The sequence below is a fragment of the Xanthomonas euroxanthea genome (genome assembly GCF_900476395.1).
Lineage (GTDB): Bacteria > Pseudomonadota > Gammaproteobacteria > Xanthomonadales > Xanthomonadaceae > Xanthomonas > Xanthomonas euroxanthea.
Genome location: NZ_UIHB01000005.1, coordinates 332,446 through 350,190, shown reverse-complemented (window position 1 = coordinate 350,190; position 17,745 = coordinate 332,446). Strand labels below are relative to the sequence as shown.

Sequence of the window (17,745 nt, the reverse complement as noted above, 5' to 3'; positions counted from 1 at the left end):
GTCGTGGCCTCGCGGGCGGCGCGGGCCTGGGCTATGGTGCATGCACTCTCCCCCCGGATGACTCGACGCATGACATTGGTCTCGGCCTGGTTGCGCATTCCGTTCTGGCAACGCGTGGTGGCCGGCTTCGTGCTCGGCGCGCTGGCCGGCTGGGCCATGGGCCCGGCGGCCGATGTGTGGTTCGGCCCGCTCGGTGACCTGTATGTCACCCTGATCAAGATGATCGCGATCCCGCTGGTGTTCTTCGCGGTGATCAATGCGATCTCCTCGTTGCACGGGCAAAAATCCGTCGCCGCGCTCGGCGGGCGCACCTTCCTGTGGTTCGTCATCACCGCGGCGTTGGCGGTGGGTGTGGGCCTGGCGGTGGGCACGCTGATGCAGCCCGGCGCCGGCCATTTCAGCCTGAGCGTGGATTCGGCCTGGAAACCGCGCGATGTCCCCAGCCCGATCAAGGTGCTGCTGGATGTGGTGCCGTCCAATCCGTTCTTTGCGCTGACCGGCATCGGCACCAAGACCAATGCGGCCGGCGAAACGGTGCTGGCGGCCGGGCGCGGATCGATCCTGCCGGTGATCTTCTTCGCTGCGCTGCTGGGCTTTGCGATGGTCAAGCTCGGCGAGCGCGTGGCCGAGGCGCGCAAGCTCACCGCGCAACTGAGCGACATCATGATCCAGGTCACCCGCTTCGTGCTGGAGGTGACCCCGCTGGGCACCTTCGGGCTGATCGCCAGCCTGGTCGGCAGCTATGGCTTCGAAAAACTGCTGCCGTTCGGCAATTTCGTGCTGGCGCTGTATGTGGCCTGCGCGATCCATATCGTGGTGGTCTACAGCAGCCTGTTGTTGCTGCATGGGCTGAATCCGTGGAAGTTCTTCCGTGGCGCCGCGCCGGGCATGCAGGTGGCGTTCGTCAGTTCGTCGAGCTTTGCCGCGATGCCGGTGGCGATGCGTTCGATCACGCATAACCTGGGTGTCAGCAAGGACTATGCTGCGTTCGCGGTGCCGCTGGGCGCCAGCATCAAGATGGACGGCTGTGGCGCGATCTTTCCGGCCTTGTGTGCGGTGTTCATTGCGCAGTACACCGGCGTGCCGCTGACCGCCAACCAGTACTTCGTGGTGTTGATTGCCTCGGTGCTCGGCAGCTTCGGCACGGCCGGCGTGCCCGGCACTGCGGTGATCATGGCCACGGTGGTGTTGAGCGCGGCCAACCTGCCGCTGGAAGTGATCGGTTACCTGTACGCCATCGACCGCATCCTCGACATGATGCGCACCATGACCAACGTGACCGGGCAGATGCTGGTGCCGGTGCTGGTGGCCAAGGAGACCGGCCTGCTAGACAAGGCGGTCTACGAGTCGGCATCGACCAACGTGGGGCTGGAAGATCCACTGGCCGATCGCGCTCCGACGCAGCGCTGAGCGCCAGCGATGCGCGCCGGGTCTCCCACGCTGCGCGATCGCCTGCAGCAGTTGCCTGAGCTGGAGAGCGTCGACGGCGTGTTCGTGCAGCGGTCGTTGGCCGACGACCCGTTCGAGCAGCAGTATCTGGAGGTTCGGCGCAAGGAAGGCCGGCTCTACACCGATGCACAGGTACGCAGCCTGCCGCGCCCCGGCGGCAAGCTCGGCGCCAGTCTGGAATGGCGGGTGCGTGCGTTGTCCAGCGCCTTGCTGGTCCGGCACCTGCGCGCGCAGGCAGGCGAGGGCGCCATTGCCGAACTGGGCTGCGGCAATGGCTGGCTGTCGCAGTTGCTGGCGCAGTCGCTGCAGCGCGATGTCTGCGGCATCGACGTCAACCGCACCGAACTGGCCCAGGCCGCGCGCGTGTTCGGCCACGACCAGCGCCTGAGTTTCATCGCCGCCGACATCCACACCCTGGCCCTGCCGCGCGATCTCTTCGACGTCATCGTGATCCCGGCCTGCATCCAGTATTTCGCCGACCCCGCGGCATTGGTCATCCGCCTGCTCGCCCAACTGCGCGACGGCGGCGAGCTGCATATCCTCGACAGCCCGCTGTATGCGGATGCGCACGCCGCCGATGCAAGCGCCGCGCGCAGCCTGCGCTACTTCACCGAGCTGGGTGTTCCGGCGCTGGCCGCGCACTACCACCAGCACACCTACGCCAGCTTCGACCGCTTTGCGGTGCAGCGCCTGTTCGACCCGCGAGGCCCGGGCGCGCGCCTGCGGCGGATGCTCAAGTTGCGGCAGCCGCATTTTCCCTGGTTGTGTCTGCGCAAACAGGACAACCTGGACGCGCTACGTCCTGGGTGAAGCAACCGCGCTGCCGGACCATGCATTGGGTGTTTGGGTCGTGCGCACCCGCGTCCCACCCGCATGGCACACTGCCAGCTCATCCATTGACGAGGGCGGGCGGTGATTGGCCAACAGCGTGATCTGACATTTCGTTTTCTGGCCGAGCCCAGCGACGTCAACTTCGGCGGCAAGGTGCATGGCGGCGTGGTGATGAAGTGGATCGACCAGGTCGGCTTTGCCGCGGCCAGTGGCTGGAGCGGGCACTACTGCGTCACCGTGGCGGTGGGCGGCATTCGCTTCGTGGCGCCGGTGCGGATCGGCGATCTGGTCGCGGTATCAGCCAAGCTGGTCTACACCGGACGCACCAGCATGCACTTTGCCATCGACGTGCGGGCACGCAGCCCGATGGGTGGCGACTCGCGGTTATGCACGCATTGCATCATCGTGTTCGTGGCGATGGACCCGGACGGCATCACCCCGGTGGCAGTGCCGTCCTGGCAGCCGGGTACCCCGGAAGACCAGCGCCTGGCCGAATACGCGCTCAAGGTAATGGAGCTGAGCAAGGGCATCGAGGACACCATGGCGCATTACCAGGCCGACACCTCGCGGTAACCTGCGGCGCGCGCTGCGCTGCGCCGTTGGTCCCGCCATGCGCGAGGTGCGACAGGTAGCCCGACGCTCGCTGCCTGCCACTTGGCCCGGCGATGGATGCCACCCGCTGTCATGCAGCGGTCATGGGGCCTGCGGGACGCCCACGCACGACGACGACCCAGCAAAAAGGCCGCGGGATCGCCGCGGCCTCTGTCATGCAATCGACGCAGTGTCCACGCAGTCGGTCAGAGCACCCGGCGTGCCTGGATGAACTTCTCGCTCCAATAGCCGCTGGCCAGCGAATCCACCCGCACATCCTTGCCGCGGCTGGGCGCATGCAGGAACTTGCCATCGCCGACCACCAGGCCCACATGGTCGATGCGGCCGCGCCTGCCGAAGAACACCAGATCGCCGGCCTTGAGCGCGTTGGGGTCCTTGATCAGCTCGGCAGACTCGTCGCGTGCGATGTCGCGCGAGACGCGCGGCAGGTCGATGCCCAGGGCGGTCTTGAACACATAGCCGACCAGGCCGCTGCAGTCGAACCCTTCGGTGGACTCGCCGCCCCAGACGTACGGGGTGCCCAGCAGGGCCATGGCGCGTTGCAGGATCACCTGGACACGGCTGTCGGCCACGGCGTTCTGGGCGGCGTTGGCCGCACTCTGGGACACGTCGTAATTGGCCAGCAGGCGGCTGAGGTCACCGGCGAACATCGCCGAACGGTCCATCAGCGGAATGGCGTCGTTGGCGGCCAGGTGCGGAAGCAGGGCGGCCAGTGTTGCGGTGGCAGCGGCGTCGGCGCGGCTGCGGGTTGCGGCTTTCTCGGCGGCGACGGTGCTGTCCGGCGGGGCCGTCTGCGGAGCGGATGCGGTGCCGTTGGCGGTCTGTGCCAGGGCGGGAAGGGCTGCGAGCCAAAGAGCGGTGGCGCATAGCAGGCGGAGCGGTTTCCGGGGCGGAAGCGGTGCGGCGCCAGTGATGATCTGTTCGTCGTTCGTCACGCGGGAATCACAATTCTGCTGTCGATGCGGGATGATGCCTTGGTGAAAGAATCGTTACGTTCAAAAAAGGTTAAATTTCCGTTTTATGAAATGTGATGCACGTCACATATCAGGGTAAAACCCGCTTTGAGCCTGAATAATGGTCACGCCAGTAGGCGCCATCCAGGAAATCCAAGCGGACGGTACCGCCAGTGGTGGGGGCATGCACGAAGCGGCCTTCACCGACATAAATGCCGACGTGGGTCACGTTGCCGCTGGAGCCGAAAAACACCAGATCGCCGGTGGTCAGTTTCTCCTGCGGGATGCGGGGTCCCTGCACCGCGGCCAGTTCACGCGAGGTGCGTGGCAGCGCCAGCGCCAGCACGTCCTTGTAGACATAGGTGACCAGCCCGCTGCAGTCGAAGCCGGTTTCCGGCGTGTTGCCGCCAAAGCGGTACGGCGTGCCGACCAGGCCCAGCGCACGCATCAGGATGTTGTTGGCGGCGGCCGGGTTCGACGGCGGCACCTGCGGCCAGACCCGCGGTGCCGGCGGCTTGGTGGCGGCCGGTCGGCGGACCGGCGCCTGTGCGCAACCGCCCAGCAGCACGAGCAGGCCCAGCAACGAACTGGCCGCCACGCGGCGGGCACGGGCGGCGAAAACTGGCGTGATATGCATGGAGCCGGGATAATGGGCGGTTCGAAAGGTCGCCATGATGGCGGCGCACCCGGCGGCCGACAAGCCGTCCTCCACCGTCTGCCACCGGGCAGCCTATCCAGAGCCAGGCATGAAGATCGAAAAAGACAGCGTCGTCCGCTTCCACTACACCGTTTCCGAGCTCGGCCAGGAGCCGATCGAGAGCTCCAAGGAGCGTGACCCGTTGGCGATCATGATCGGCCACGGCAACATCATTCCGGGCCTGGAAGCGGCCATGATGGACAAGGAGGCCGGCGAGAGCTTCGGCGTGGACGTCAAGGCCACCGAAGCCTATGGCGAATACCGCGAAGGCCTGAGCCAGCGCGTGCCCAAGAAGCACTTCGGCGCCACCAAGCTGGTACCGGGCACCCAGGTGGTGCTGCAGACCAACTTCGGCCCGCGCGCGGTGACGGTGCAGAAGGTCGGCATGAGCGTGGTCGACGTCGATCTCAATCACCCGATGGCGGGCAAGGACCTGCACTTCGACGTGGAGATCATCGAAGTGCGTGAAGCCACCCAGGAAGAGCGCGACCACGGGCATGTGCATGGCGAAGGCGGCCATCACCACTGAGCACAGCCGTTGTACGGTCTGTGAAGCGGGCGGACCGATGCGGGCAATCGGCAACATCGGCATGCACCGCGTGGTGATGCCGATTCGCCCGCGCCGGTCGTGTTCGCCCGGCCAGCGTTCGCTGGATGTGTTTCTGCGGCCCGCCATTTCGGCGGGCTGCTTGCATGGTGCGCGCCGCGATCGCCGCGGCGTGCTGTCCGGGCCGCGATGAGCCCGCGCGATCTTCTGCTGCCCGTTGCAACCAGCGAGCGCATGGTGGTGCTGGATGTGCTGCGCGGTTTCGCGCTGCTGGGCATCCTGCTGATGAATGTCGAAGCCTTCGTCGGTCCGCTCGATCTGGCGATCACCGGCGTGGAGCCGCATTGGCATGGTGCCGACCGGGTTGCCGATGCGCTGGTGTACCTGTTCGTGCAGGGCAAGTTCTACACGCTGTTCTCGCTGCTGTTCGGCATGGGGTTTGCGGTGATGGCGCAGCGCGCCGCGCAGGCTGGGCGCGGGTTGGTCGGCCCCTATCTGCGTCGCACCGTTGCGCTGCTGGCGATCGGGCTGGCGCATGCGCTGCTGCTGTGGTCTGGCGATATTCTAGTGACCTACGCCTTGCTCGCCTTGCTGCTGCTGGCCACGCGCGCGGTGCCGACGGTGACGCTGCCGTGGTTTGCCGTGCTGGTCTACTGCTGCGCGCCCGGGTTGATGCTGCTGTACGGCGTCGCGGGCACGTTGACGCAGCTGGACCCGGCATCTGCAGTGGAATGGAAGGCCGCAGTGGCCGACGCAGCGCAACAGGCGGCAGCCAACGTGCAGGCGCAGCGCGCCGCCTTCGGTGGCGGCAGCTATGCGCAGGCCACGCTGCAGCGCTGGCATGACCTGCAGCAGGCAATGACCGGGCTGAGCATCAACGGCCCGGCGATGCTCGGCATGTTCCTGCTGGGCAGCTGGTTCGTGCGCAGCGGTGCAATCGCCGCGCCCGAGCGCTTTCCGCGCCTGTTCCGGGGCTTGCGCTACGGTGCGCTGCCGCTCGGGCTGGGCGTGATGGCGGTGAGCTACGCGCTGGAGCCGTGGATCGATCCGGCGCGCCTGGATCTGCGCCTGTCGGGTGCCTTCGCGCTGGCGCTGATTGCCGGCCCGCTGATGAGCCTGGGCTATGCGGCGTGGGTGGTACGCCTGGCGCCGCGCCTGGCATGGCTGGCGCCCGCCGGACGCATGGCGCTGACCAACTACCTGATGCAGTCGTTGGTGTGCACGTGGATCTTCTACGGTTACGGGCTTGGCTACTTCGAACAGCTGCCGCGCGTATGGCAACTGCCGTTCGCGCTGGTGCTGTTTGCGCTGCAGGTGGTGCTGAGCCAGCTGTGGCTGCGCTGGTTCCGCTTCGGGCCGGTGGAATGGCTATGGCGCAGCGTGACCTATCTGCGCGTGCCGCCGATGCGTCGCAGCAGTGCGCGCGTGAGGTAGTGCGCACATGAGCGGCGCGCCTGTCGATGTGGTGGTGGTCGGGGCCGGCGCCATCGGCCTGGCGACCGCGCTGGCCCTGGTCGAGGCGGGGCGGCAGGTGCACGTGCTCGATGCCGGTGCGGTGGGTGCGGCAACTTCGTACGGCAACTGCGGCACCATCACGCCGAGCCATGCGCCGCCGCTGGCAGCGCCGGGCATGATCGCGCAGGCGCTGAAGTGGATGCTGACGCCGGACGCGCCGCTGTATATCCGGCCACGCCTGGATCCGGCGCTGTGGCGCTGGTTGCTGCGGTTTGCGCAGCGCTGCAATACGCGTCACTGGCAGGCCAGCGCGCAGGCGCGCGCGGCGTTGCTGGGCGATGCGCGACACCGCTTCGACGACTGGGTCGAGCGCTATGCACTGGACTGCGAATTTCGCAGCGATGGGCTGGACTACGTGTTCGGCGACGCGCGCCGCTTTGCGCAGTATCGCCACGAGTGCGGCGTGCTTGCACAGTGGGGCATCCAGGCCGAGATCATCGAGGGCGCCGACTATCTGCGCCAGGACCCGGCATTTCGCGCAGGCATTGCCGGTGCGATCCATTTCCCCGGCGATGCGCATCTGCGTCCGGAGCGCTACACCGCAGAACTGGCAAGGGTGCTGCGTGCGCGCGGTGCGGTGATCCAGGCGCAGTGCCGCGTCGACGCGGTGGTGCCGGACGCACGCGGCGCGTGCGTGCACACCGAGCGCGGGCGATGGCAGGCGCGTGAGGTGGTGATCGCAACCGGCCCGTGGTCGCCGGTGCTGGCGGCGCAGCTGGGGTTGCGCTTGCCGGTGCAGGCCGGCAAGGGCTATTCGATCACCTATACCGCCCCGGCATTGATGCCGCGCCGCCCGGTGGTGCTGAAGGACCGTTGGGTGTTCGTGGTGCCGTGGCGCGATCGTCTGCGTATCGGCAGCACGATGGAATTCTCCGGACGCGATACCCGCCTCAACCCCACGCGCCTGGCGGCGCTGGAGCGCGCAGCGGCCGATTATCTGCATGCGCCGGCTGGCCCGGCCGTGATCGAGCGCTGGTATGGATGGCGGCCGATGACCTGGGACGACGTGCCGGTGCTGGGGCCGGTGCCGGGGCGTCCTCACGTCTGGCTCGCAGCCGGGCATGGCATGCTCGGCATCAGCATGAGCACTGCAAGCGGACAACTGATGGCCGACCTGATCACGGGCCGCGCACCTGCGCTGGACCCGCATCCTTACCGGGCGGAGCGATTCGCGTGAGTGCCCGATACGATTACGATTTGGTGATCCTGGGCGGCGGCTCCGGTGGATTGGCCGCTGCGTTTCGCGCGGCCAGGCACGGTGCACGCGTGGCAGTGATGGAGCCGAACGAATTAGGTGGCACCTGCGTCAATCTCGGCTGCGTGCCGAAGAAGGCGATGTGGCTGGCGGCCGATCTGGCCGGCAAGATCGAGCTGGCCGGGGCGCTGGGTTTCGATGTGTCGCGACCGACATTGGCCTGGCAGGAACTGGTCACGCACCGGCAGGGCTACATCAACAACATCCACGCCAGTTATCGGCGTCGGCTCAACGAAGATGGCGTGGTGATGATTCCGCAGCGCGGCGTGCTGCAGGATCGGCATACCATCATGGGCGGCGATGGCGTGCCCGTCACTGCCGAGCACATCGTGATCGCCACCGGTGCGCATCCGCTGCGGCCGGACATCGACGGTGCCGAGCACGGTGAGGTGTCCGACGATTTCTTCAATCTCTGTCATGCGCCAGAGCAGGTGGCGATCGTCGGCGGCGGCTATATCGCGGTGGAGATCGCCGGCCTGCTGCAGGCGCTGGGCAGTCGCGTGCATCTGTTCGTACAGGGCGAGCGGCTGCTGGAGCGCTTCGATGCCGAGCTGACCCTGCAACTGGCCGACAACCTGCGGCACCTGGGCGTGCGCCTGCATTTCGGTTTTTCCACCACCGGCCTGGAACGCGATGCACACGGCAAGCTGCGCGTGCACGGCCATCCCGCGCACCCCAGCGAGCAGGGCAACGACGTCTTCGACCAAGTGTTTTTCGCCACCGGCCGACGCGCCAACACAGCGGGGCTGGGTCTGGAAGCGGTCGGCGTGCGCCTGGGCGACAAGGGCGAGGTGGTGGTGGACGAAGGGCAGACCACCAGCGTGCCGAACATCCATGCCATCGGCGATGTCGGCGGCAAGGTCGGGCTGACGCCGGTAGCGATCGCGGCCGGTCGCAAGTTGATGGACCGCCTGTTCGGCGAGCAGCCGGATGCACGCATGGACTACGAAGGCGTGCCGAGCGTGGTGTTCTCGCATCCGCCGCTCGGGCAGGTCGGGCTGACCGAGGAGCAGGCGCGCGCGCGGCACGGCAGCGCGGTACGCATCTACCGCAGCAACTTCCGTCCGATGTTGCATGCGCTGGCCGACGCGCCGCAGCGCAGCCTGTTCAAGCTGGTCTGCGTGGGCGAAGAAGAGCGCGTGGTCGGCGTGCACCTGCTGGGCGAAAGCGCTGACGAAATGCTGCAGGGGTTCGCGGTGGCCGTAAAGATGGGCGCGACCAAGCGCGACTTCGACGAGACCGTGGCAATCCATCCCACTTCGTCGGAAGAGATTGTGTTGATGCACTGATGCACTGTGCATCGATGCGGCTGTTGTGGCCGGACCAAAGAGGGCATCAGTCCCTTGCCTGATGCCGGTACTGACGTCGGCCCCTGCGTTTCACAACGTGTGGCAGCCCCGCGCAACACCGCACGCTAGTTCTGCACCCGACGTAAGTGCGCTTGACGCAGGCCAGGGCCCTGCGAGCGAACAGATCAAAGCCCCTCTCCCCTCGGGAGAGGGGTTGGGGTGAGGGTCCGGCACAATCGGCGCGTCAATCAACTGCCGATCTGCCGTCCACAGCCGGTCATGCCTCATCGCTGGCATCCTTGCGCGATGTCCAAGCCCCGCAAACCAGTGACGCTTCCCCCTGCCGGCCCACCTGCGCGCGCCGGCTCCCACGGCGCGGCGCTCTCCAGCGAACAGGCGCGATTGCGCATCCTCGCCGCGATTCGCGCAATTCCTTCCGGCCAGGTCGCAGGCTATGGCGAGGTCGCACTGCGCGCCGGCCTGCCCGGACGGGCGCGGCTGGTGGCCCGCGTGCTCAGCGGCAATGACGATCCGCACCTGCCCTGGCACCGGGTGCTGCGCAGCGATGGCCGGATCGCATTGCCGGACGGTTCGTCCGGCTACCGCGAGCAATGTCGGCGGCTGCGTGCCGAAGGCGTGGCGGTCGAGCAGGGCCGGGTGCGCCGCACCAGTGCCGCGCAGCGGCTGGATGCCGCCGTGTGGGGACCTTCATAAGCCTGACGTTATGATGGTTGGCATTCCGAAGGATGCCGTCATGCCCCAACTGCCGCCCGTCACCAAAGCGTTGTTGATCGCCAATATTGGCTTGTTCCTGCTGCAATGGGCACTGGGCGACCTGGGCGCCGGCGTGCTGCCCTCAGATGCGGTGCTGTCGTCGCTGATGCTGTGGCCGATCTCCAACGGCTTCGATGCGTTCTCGCCCGGCGCCAGCTTCATGCCGTGGCAGTTGCTGACCTATGCGTTCCTGCATGGCGGCTTCAACCATCTGTTCTTCAACATGCTGGCACTTTTCATGTTCGGTGCGGCACTGGAGCAGACCTGGGGCCAGAAGCGCTTTCTGACCTACTACCTGGTGTGCGTGGCCGGTGCCGGCGTGTGCCAGTTGCTGATGGCCTGGTTCACCCAGAGCGGGGCGCCGGTGGTAGGTGCGTCGGGCGGTGTGTTCGGCCTGTTGCTGGCCTACGGCATGCTGTTTCCGAATCAGCGGGTGATGTTGCTGTTTCCGCCGATCCCGATGAAGGCGCGCACCTTCGTGATCGTGTTCGGTGCGATCGAGCTGTTCCTGGGCGCAACCGGCTGGCAGCCGGGCGTGGCCCACTTCGCGCATCTGGGCGGCATGCTGTTCGGCTGGCTGATGATCCGTTACTGGCGCGGGCAGTCGCCGTTTGGCGGCAGCGGCGGCAGGAAGGGCGGTGGCAAGGGGCGCAAGCCGCCGCTGCGCGTGGTGCGCTGAGGCCGACAGCGCATCGCCTCGTAGGAGCGGACCTGGCCGCGACGGCGGTTTACCGGTAAAGCCTTGTCGCGGCCAGGTCCGCTCCTACGACCAGGGTGTTTCAGGCTGGTAGGCAGATCGATAAACGCCGGAGACAAAAAAAGAGCGCGGATTCCGCGCTCTTTTTCATTGCCTGCCACCGTGCGTTGATGGCCAGTGACGTCCTGGCGCCTGAATCAGCGCCAGATCTTCAACTGCTCGGCATCCACGCGCTGCATCGGCTGGCCGGCCTTGCAGCTGAACGCCGCACCGAACTCGGGCAGGTTGGACAGCGGGCCGTTGGTGCGCCACTGGCCCGGTGCACGGATGTCGGCGCTGGCGCGCTGCACCGCTTCGTTTGGCGACAGCTGCTGGGCCCACAAGCCGGCCCAGGCGGTGAAGAAGGCCTGCTTGTCGGCCTCGGTGGCGGCGGGCTGTGCCTTGCTGAAGGCCTGCCAGGCCAGTTCGATACCGGCCAGATCCGCCAGGTTTTCTTCGGCGGTCTGCGCGCCGTTGACCTTGACGTTGGGCACACCCGGATACGGGTAGGCGCCAAACTGCTCGGCCACCTTGCCGGTCAGCAGGGTCCAGCTGGTCTTTTCGGCCGGCGTCCACCAGCTGCGCAATTCGCCCTTGGCATCCACCAGCGAACCCTTGGCGTCAATGGCACGGGTGATTTCGTGGGCGACCAGCGCGCCGTAGGCGCCGTACTGCGCGGCCGGCGTGCTGCCGGCGGTGAGCACCGGCGGCTGCAGCACGGCGGCAGTGATGATCAGGCGGTTCTGCGCGATGTCGTAGGCCACTGCCGGCTGCTGCGGCAGCACGTCCCAACGACGGTCGGCGTTGCCCTTGCCGATGCGCTTCATCTCCTCGCGGTGGCGCCAGGTCGAGGCGATCAGCATGTTGCCGCCGAAGCTGCCGCGGCCCATCGGCTGCACGGTGTAATCCAGATCGCGACGCGGCGCGCCGACTTCGATCTTCATCGCCGACAGCTTGGCCTTGGCTTCGGCCACTACCTCACCGTTGCCCCAGCCGGTGCGCTCCAGCGCGGCCAGCTGTGCGTCGCGCATCTGGTCGGCGATGGCTTCGGCCTGGCGGCGCGTGTCGCTGCTCAGATAGCGCGCCACGTATTCGCGGCCGAGCATCGGGCCGGCGGCGATGTTGATCGCGTCCAGCACCTGCTGCCAGCGCTGCGGCGGCAGGGCATCGCCACGCAGCAGACGGCCGCGGAACTGGTACTCGGCATCGTGGAAGCTCTTGGACAGGTACGGCGCCATCGCATCGCCCACGCGCCAGCGCAGATAGGCCTTCCACTGTTCCGGCTTGATGCTGACGATCATGCTGTCGAGCTGCTTGAACATGGCCGGGTCGGCCATCGACACCAGGTCGTCCTTGACGCCCTGCGCTTCCAGGAAGTCGGCCAGGCGCAGGTTCTTGTACTGCTTGGTCAGCTCCTTGGTGGCGATCGGGGCGTAGTTGTTGAACGGGTTGTTGATGCCCTGCACCGACTGCGCGCTGCGTGCCAGCGCGGTCTCGATCTGCAGCACCGAGGCGGCATCGGCGTCGAGCTTGTCGGCGGCGGTGCCGGTGAGCGCCAGGATCTGCTTGACGTAGGCGCGGTAGCGGCCCATCAGCGCCTGGGTGTCGGCATCGGTACGGGTGTAGAAGGCCGGGTCGGGCAGGCCCATGCCGCCCTGCATGAAGTAGCCGATGTGGCGGTCGAGCGCCTTCAGGTCCACGTCCGGGCCGAAGTTGAAGCCGACCGGGATGCCGACCTGGTGCAGCGCGGCGATGGAAGCGGGCACATCCTTGGCCTTCTTGATCGCATCGATGCGCGACAGCAACGGAGCGATCGGATTGGAGCCGTCCTTTTCGACGGATGCTTCGTCCAGGCCGCTGGCCCAGAAGTCGCCGAGCAGTTTCTGCACGTTGCCCTGCGGTGCCTTCATCGACGCATCCAGCAAGTCGCGTTGCTGCTGCAGCGCGCGCTCGGACAACTGGCCCAGTGCGGTGACGGCACCCGCCTGCGGCATCGGGTTGGCCTTCAGCCAGCCGGCGTTGGCGTAATCGTAGAAGTTGGTGCAGGCCGCCGAGACGGCCGGGGCCTTGGGGGCAGCCTTCTTCTTGCGAGCGGCGTCGGCGTCGGGGGCGGATAGCAGCGTGATCAGGCTGAAGCCAAGAGCGAGGGCAAGCGGACGAATGGTGGGCATCGAGAAGACGGGTGGCCAGATTGAAGTCGGCGGAGTTTAGCAAGGCTGCGTGCTGCGCAGGCATGTGCCCGCTGCCGTTCGTCTCCGCTGCTGGGCGTTTGCGTGAACGCGACAGGCCCGCGTGTGCGGGTTTGTGCGGTCGGTGGTGGGTAGGTGGAAGCGCTTGCAGCCGGTTACCAGATCACCACGCGGTCCTTGTCCGGGCGCACCATCGCATCGCCGGGCTTGCAGGCGAAGGCGTGGGCGAACTGCGGCATGTTGGACGGCGAGGCGTTCGCGCGCAGGTTGTCGGGGGCATGCAGGTTGCTTGCCAGATCGACCAGTTGCTGCTTCTCACGCATCTGCCCGCGCCAGCTGAGCGCAAACCCCAGGAAAAAGCGTTGATCCGGGGTGTAGCCATCGATGGCGGCCGCCCGCTCGGGATGCGCCCGCAATGCCGCCTGTAGCGCGTCGTAGGCGACATTGGTGCCGCCCAGATCGGCGATGTTTTCGCCAAGGGTGAGCTTGCCATTGACGTGCCGGTCGGGGTGGTCGGGCAGTGGAGCGTGGGCATCGAACTGTCGAACCAGGGCATCGGCCCGCTGCTCGAATACCTTGCGATCCTGTGGCGTCCACCAGTTCACGTTGTTGCCCGCACCATCGAACTGGCTGCCCTGGTCGTCGAAGCCGTGCATGGCTTCATGCCCGATCGTTGCACCGATACCGCCATAGTTGAGGGCATCGTCGGCCTTGGGGTCGAAGAACGGTGGCTGCAGGATGCCTGCCGGGAAGTTGATGGAGTTGGCGCTGGGGTCGTAGTAGGCGTTGACGGTCTGCGGGGTCATCGCCCAACGGGTGCGGTCGGTCGGCTTGCCGATCTGGGCGATGTCGTAGCGATAGTTGAATGTGGCCGCCGCCTGCAGATTGCGGTGGTACGCGCCGGGAACGATCTCCAGCCCGGACCAGTCGCGCCAGGTATCGGGGTAGCCGATCTTCGGCTGGAAGGTTTGCCACTTGGCCAGGGCCTTGGCCTTGGTCTGCGCGCTCATCCAGTCGACGTGTTCGATACGCACCTTGAGCGCAGAGCGAATGTTGTCCACCAGCTCGCTGGCGCGCTGCTTGGCTTCGGGGGTGAACATCCTGGCCACATACAGCTGGCCCAGGCCTTCGCCCATGCTGGTATTGACCCTGCGCAGCACGCGCTTCCAGCGGGGTTCCTGTTCCGGTTGCCCGTGCAGCGTCTTGCCGTAGAACGCAAAGTTGTTGTCGGCGAAGGGCTTGCTGAGGTCGCCGGATGCATCGTCGATGGTATGGAAGCGCAGGTAGGCCTGCCACTGCGCGATCGGAGCGCTGGCGAGCTGGCGGTCGAACTCTGCGAAGAAGCGCGGATGCGACAGCGAGAAGCCGGACCCTGCGTCCACGCCCTGGGCGGCGAAGAAGCGCGTCCAGGAGAAGTGCGGCGTCAGTTTGTCCGCTTCGGCCAGGCTGACGAAGTGATACTGATTCTGCGGTTGACGTGCCTCGACCCGGCTCAACGTAGCAGCCGCCAGGCGCGTTTCCAGCGCAAGCACGTCGTTGGCTTGCGCACGCGCTGGGTCTTTGGCAATGCCGGTGAGTTCGAGCGACTTGGCGATGTAGTCCAGATATGCCGCACGGATGGGCGCGTACTCGGCGGCGCTGTAGTACTCCTTGGTCGGCAAACCCAGGCCGCCCTCGGTGGCGAAGGCGATCTGCATGTCCGCCGTGTGGAAATCGGCGCCGGCACCGAAGTAGAAGACCTGCGCGTCGCCCTCTGCGTAGCGGCCGGTGATGTAATCGGCGACCTGCCCGCCGGAGGTCAGCGCGGCGATGGCTTCCAGTTGCCGACGGATCGGTTGGTCACCCGCAGCCTCGATCGCGGCCTCGTCCATGCCCGACGCATACAGCATGCCGATCTTGCGGGCCACCGGATCGGCCTGTGCGCCTTCGTGCTTGGCTGCGGCTTCAGCGATCTCACGCTGCACGAGTTCACTTTGTTCAGTCAGGATGTCGCTGACGCCCCAACTGGTGCGATCTGCCGGTATCGGGTTGGCCTTGCGCCATTTTCCGTTGACGAAGTTGTCCAGGTCCTGGCATGCGCTTGTTGTCGGATCCAGTTCGCCGATGTCCAGCGCCGACTTGGATGGGGCGAGGGTCGCCGCAGGCGCCAGCGCGTCCGGCGTCTTCGTGGCGCTGCCGTCGTCGGAGGCGCGCTTGCAGCCGGCCAGTGCGATCAGCAGGCTGAGGGCGAGTGTCGAGGTCTTGATGGCGGACATGGCGGAAATGGGCAGGAAGGAGCGCCGAGGATAGGCGGGCGCTGCCGTGCCGGCACGCAGGCTTGAGCTTTATTGAGACTTGTTTTGAAGGCGACGAGGGGTGGGGCACCGATGCCCGATGGCATGGCCCGAAAAAGGAACAAGGGTGCGCCGCGGCAGGCCGCCTGAGGGCGTAAATGGCAGGGGGAGACGCAAAGAGAGGCGGCCTGCGTAAGTTGCGCCACCTGCAGCAAGCCGCGTCCGATGCGCGATGCACGTGTTGAATCCGCCACCTGCAGGCGTAGCGCGCGATCTTGGCGGCATCGCGCTCCACTGTCGCAAAACAAAAGGGCGACGATCTCTCGATCGCCGCCCCCGTTGTTTGCAGCTACCGTGCAATTACCAGATCACCACCTGCTTGTCGCCCTGGCGCACCATCGGATCGCCAGCCTTGCACGAGAACGCGGCGGCAAACGCCGGCATGTTCGACGGCGCACCGATGGCGCGGAAGTTGGCCGGGGCATGCGGATCGGTCTTCAGGCGCACCACCAGCTCTTCCGGAGTGAAGTTGCGGCGCCACACCGTGGCCCAGTTGAGGAAGAAGCGCTGGTCACGGGTGATGCCGTCGGTCTTGGGATCGTCCTTGCCGGCGGTGGCGGTCTTCATCGCGTCGTAGGCGGTGTTGAGGCCGCCCAGGTCGGCGATGTTTTCGCCCAGGGTCAGGTCGCCCTTGACCTTGTCGCCGGCCGGGGTGCGGTAGCCGTCGAACTGCGCGACCAGCTTGCCGGTGCGCGCCTTGAACGCGTCCAGGTCCTTCTGCGTCCACCAGCCCGGATCGGCGATGAAGTTGCCGTCGGCACCGAAGCGGCTGCCCTGGTCGTCGTAGCCGTGGGTCATCTCATGCCCGATCACCGCACCGATGCCGCCGTAGTTCATTTCCTCCGGCGCATTCGGGTCGAAGAACGGCGGCTGCAGGATCGCGGCCGGGAACACGATCTCGTTCTGCAGCGGGTTGTAGTAGGCGTTGACCGTCTGCGGGCTCATGCCCCATTCGGTCTTGTCCACCGGCTTGCCGATCTTAGACAGGTTCCACTTGTAGTTGTACTCGGACGCGGCCATCACGTTGCCCAGGTAGCTGTCGCGGCTGGTGGTCAAGCCGTTCCACTCGCGCCACTTTTCCGGGTAGCCGATCTTGGGCGTGAAGCTCTCCCACTTGGCGATCGCCTTGGTCTTGGTCTCCGGGCTCATCCAGTCCAGCTTTTCGATGCGGGCCTTCAGCGCAGTGCGCAGATTGGTCACCAGGGTTTCCATCTTGGCCTTGGAATCGGCCGGGAAGGCGACCTTGACGTACATCTGGCCCAGCGCTTCGCCGGTCTGGCCGTTGATGGTGGCCAGCACGCGCTTCCAGCGCGGCTTGATTTGCTTCTGCCCGCGCAGGGTCTGGTTGTAGAACGCGAAATTCTCATCGACGAACGGCTGGCTCAGGAACGGCGAGGCGCCATCGACGGTGTGGAAGCGCAGGTAGGCACGCCAGATCGCCGGATCGGTGTCGGCGATCATCTTGCTCACTTCCTGGTGGAAGGCCGGGATCGCCAGCGAGAACATCTCCGGCGTGGGGACGCCCTGCGACTTGAAGAACTCCGTCCACGACCAGTTGGGCGTCAGCTTGTCGGCTTCGGCCGGCGAGATCGGGTTGTAGGCCAGTGACGCATCGCGCGACATCTGGGTGCTGGTCTTGGAGACCTTGGCCAGACGGGTTTCGAACGCGACCACCTGCTTGGCCTGCGCGGCGGCATCGGCCGCGGCCACGCCGGACAGTTCCAGCACCTTGGCCACGTGCGCCTGGTAGGCCTCCAGCTTGGCCTTGTTGGCGGCGCTGGTGTAGTACTCCGGGTCCGGCAGGCCCAGGCCACCCTGCATGGCATAGGCGATGTTCTGGCTGGACTTCTTGAAATCCGCCTCGGCGCCGAAGCCGAACAGCTCGTTGTTGCCCTTGGCCGCGCTGCTGCGCAGATAGTCGACCAGCTTGGCCTGGTCGCTGATGGCGTCGATCGCGGCCAGTTCCGGCTTCAGCGGCTCGATGCCCTGGGCATTGATCTTGGCCTCGTCCATGCCGGTGGACCACAGGTCGCCGACGATCTTTTCCACGCCGGTGGCGCCGGTGTCGGCTGCGGCCTGTTCGACCAGCTGCTGCTGGATCGCATTGGAGCGCTCGTCGAGCATCTCGAACGCGCCCCAGCTGGTGCGATCGCCCGGCACCGGGTTGGCGGCCAAAAACTTGGCGTTGGCGTAGGCATTCAAATCCGTGCAGGCATTGCCGTTGGGGTCCAGATCGGCGGCGGTGAACTGGTTCACGGCCGGCAGCTTGCTCTGGTCCAGGGTCAGCGTCTTGGGCGCCGCAGGCGCAGCGGTTGCCGCAGTTGCGGCGTCGCCGGCCGGGGCCGCCGGCGCAGCGTCGTCGGATTTCTTGCAACCACTGAGCGCGGCCGCCACGGCCAGGGTCAACGTCAATAGATGAGGTGTTCGAATCACAAAGGCTCCAGGAGCAGCAGTCGATTGGGAAGCTCCGTCGCCGGAGCCGTGGCCGGCACTCTACGCCTCGCCAGCCGGATGGCATGGTGTCGAAGGTCATGGGTGCGGGGTGTGTAGAGGGGCGGGAGGCGG

Annotated in this window: 15 protein-coding genes; 10 read left to right on the top strand and 5 right to left on the bottom strand. The window is 66.5% G+C overall.

The features are described from left to right. Nucleotides 1-69 precede the first annotated feature (69 nt). The 3 genes from CPBF1521_RS15640 (at nt 70) to CPBF1521_RS15630 (ending at nt 2,853) form a co-directional block, all read left to right on the top strand. Nucleotides 70-1,410 carry a dicarboxylate/amino acid:cation symporter gene (locus CPBF1521_RS15640; protein ID WP_115677566.1) on the top strand — a complete coding sequence of 447 codons (1,341 nt, stop codon included), beginning with the start codon at nt 70-72 and terminating at the stop codon, nt 1,408-1,410. 9 nt (nt 1,411-1,419) lie between these two features. Next, on the top strand, nt 1,420-2,259 hold the full coding sequence (locus CPBF1521_RS15635) for a class I SAM-dependent methyltransferase (RefSeq protein WP_181901257.1): 840 nt from the start codon (nt 1,420-1,422) through the stop codon (nt 2,257-2,259). Nucleotides 2,260-2,361: 102 nt separating this feature from the next. Next, on the top strand, nt 2,362-2,853 hold the full coding sequence (locus tag CPBF1521_RS15630; RefSeq protein WP_104648042.1) for an acyl-CoA thioesterase: 492 nt from the start codon (nt 2,362-2,364) through the stop codon (nt 2,851-2,853). A 224-nt stretch (nt 2,854-3,077) separates the two neighbouring features. On the opposite strand, the gene CPBF1521_RS15625 is transcribed toward CPBF1521_RS15630, so the two are convergent. Beyond that, nucleotides 3,078-3,827: a C40 family peptidase gene (locus tag CPBF1521_RS15625; protein WP_104581923.1), complete on the bottom strand. Its 750-nt coding sequence runs from the start codon at nt 3,825-3,827 to the stop codon at nt 3,078-3,080. 109 nt (nt 3,828-3,936) lie between these two features. Next, entirely contained in the window at nt 3,937-4,518 is a 582-nt protein-coding gene (locus tag CPBF1521_RS15620; protein ID WP_115677739.1) for a C40 family peptidase, read from the bottom strand. 73 nt (nt 4,519-4,591) lie between these two features. Between CPBF1521_RS15620 and CPBF1521_RS15615 the strand changes: the two genes are divergently transcribed. From CPBF1521_RS15615 to CPBF1521_RS15585, 7 genes are all read left to right on the top strand, one after another. Continuing rightward, the gene (locus CPBF1521_RS15615) at nt 4,592-5,071 is read left to right on the top strand and encodes an FKBP-type peptidyl-prolyl cis-trans isomerase (protein ID WP_115677565.1); all 480 of its coding nucleotides are present in this window, start codon (nt 4,592-4,594) and stop codon (nt 5,069-5,071) included. After that, on the top strand, nt 5,046-5,282 hold the full coding sequence (locus CPBF1521_RS15610) for a hypothetical protein (protein ID WP_147295465.1): 237 nt from the start codon (nt 5,046-5,048) through the stop codon (nt 5,280-5,282). The genes CPBF1521_RS15615 and CPBF1521_RS15610 overlap by 26 nt, the downstream gene beginning before the upstream one ends. Continuing rightward, entirely contained in the window at nt 5,279-6,523 is a 1,245-nt protein-coding gene (locus CPBF1521_RS15605; protein WP_115677564.1) for a DUF418 domain-containing protein, read from the top strand. Before CPBF1521_RS15610 ends, CPBF1521_RS15605 begins: the two co-directional genes overlap by 4 nt. 7 nt (nt 6,524-6,530) lie before the next feature. Next, the gene (locus CPBF1521_RS15600) at nt 6,531-7,781 is read left to right on the top strand and encodes an NAD(P)/FAD-dependent oxidoreductase (protein WP_104648040.1); all 1,251 of its coding nucleotides are present in this window, start codon (nt 6,531-6,533) and stop codon (nt 7,779-7,781) included. Then, nucleotides 7,778-9,148 carry a glutathione-disulfide reductase gene (gorA, locus tag CPBF1521_RS15595; protein WP_115677563.1) on the top strand — a complete coding sequence of 457 codons (1,371 nt, stop codon included), beginning with the start codon at nt 7,778-7,780 and terminating at the stop codon, nt 9,146-9,148. The genes CPBF1521_RS15600 and gorA overlap by 4 nt, the downstream gene beginning before the upstream one ends. A 306-nt stretch (nt 9,149-9,454) precedes the next feature. Then, on the top strand, nt 9,455-9,862 hold the full coding sequence (locus CPBF1521_RS15590) for an MGMT family protein (protein ID WP_115677562.1): 408 nt from the start codon (nt 9,455-9,457) through the stop codon (nt 9,860-9,862). Between the two features lie 40 nt (nt 9,863-9,902). Then, the gene (locus CPBF1521_RS15585) at nt 9,903-10,601 is read left to right on the top strand and encodes a rhomboid family intramembrane serine protease (RefSeq protein WP_115677738.1); all 699 of its coding nucleotides are present in this window, start codon (nt 9,903-9,905) and stop codon (nt 10,599-10,601) included. Between the two features lie 215 nt (nt 10,602-10,816). On the opposite strand, the gene CPBF1521_RS15580 is transcribed toward CPBF1521_RS15585, so the two are convergent. The 3 genes from CPBF1521_RS15580 to CPBF1521_RS15570 form a co-directional block, all read right to left on the bottom strand. Then, on the bottom strand, nt 10,817-12,829 hold the full coding sequence (locus tag CPBF1521_RS15580) for a M13 family metallopeptidase (protein ID WP_104597910.1): 2,013 nt from the start codon (nt 12,827-12,829) through the stop codon (nt 10,817-10,819). Nucleotides 12,830-13,002: 173 nt separating this feature from the next. Further along, a complete protein-coding gene (locus CPBF1521_RS15575; RefSeq protein WP_115677561.1) occupies nt 13,003-15,102 on the bottom strand; it encodes a M13 family metallopeptidase in 2,100 nt (699 codons plus the stop codon). Nucleotides 15,103-15,480: 378 nt separating this feature from the next. Continuing rightward, on the bottom strand, nt 15,481-17,592 hold the full coding sequence (locus CPBF1521_RS15570; RefSeq protein WP_115677560.1) for a M13 family metallopeptidase: 2,112 nt from the start codon (nt 17,590-17,592) through the stop codon (nt 15,481-15,483). Nucleotides 17,593-17,745: the final 153 nt, after the last annotated feature.

Coding starts and splice junctions, on each gene's coding strand:
- CPBF1521_RS15615 (WP_115677565.1), top strand. CDS start 4,592: ATGAAGATCGAAAAAGACAGCGTCGTCCGCTTCCACTACACCGTTTCC.
- CPBF1521_RS15605 (WP_115677564.1), top strand. CDS start 5,279: ATGAGCCCGCGCGATCTTCTGCTGCCCGTTGCAACCAGCGAGCGCATG.
- CPBF1521_RS15600 (WP_104648040.1), top strand. CDS start 6,531: ATGAGCGGCGCGCCTGTCGATGTGGTGGTGGTCGGGGCCGGCGCCATC.
- CPBF1521_RS15640 (WP_115677566.1), top strand. CDS start 70: ATGACATTGGTCTCGGCCTGGTTGCGCATTCCGTTCTGGCAACGCGTG.
- CPBF1521_RS15580 (WP_104597910.1), bottom strand. CDS start 12,829: ATGCCCACCATTCGTCCGCTTGCCCTCGCTCTTGGCTTCAGCCTGATC.
- CPBF1521_RS15575 (WP_115677561.1), bottom strand. CDS start 15,102: ATGTCCGCCATCAAGACCTCGACACTCGCCCTCAGCCTGCTGATCGCA.
- CPBF1521_RS15635 (WP_181901257.1), top strand. CDS start 1,420: ATGCGCGCCGGGTCTCCCACGCTGCGCGATCGCCTGCAGCAGTTGCCT.
- CPBF1521_RS15620 (WP_115677739.1), bottom strand. CDS start 4,518: ATGGCGACCTTTCGAACCGCCCATTATCCCGGCTCCATGCATATCACG.
- CPBF1521_RS15590 (WP_115677562.1), top strand. CDS start 9,455: ATGTCCAAGCCCCGCAAACCAGTGACGCTTCCCCCTGCCGGCCCACCT.
- CPBF1521_RS15585 (WP_115677738.1), top strand. CDS start 9,903: ATGCCCCAACTGCCGCCCGTCACCAAAGCGTTGTTGATCGCCAATATT.
- CPBF1521_RS15610 (WP_147295465.1), top strand. CDS start 5,046: ATGGCGAAGGCGGCCATCACCACTGAGCACAGCCGTTGTACGGTCTGT.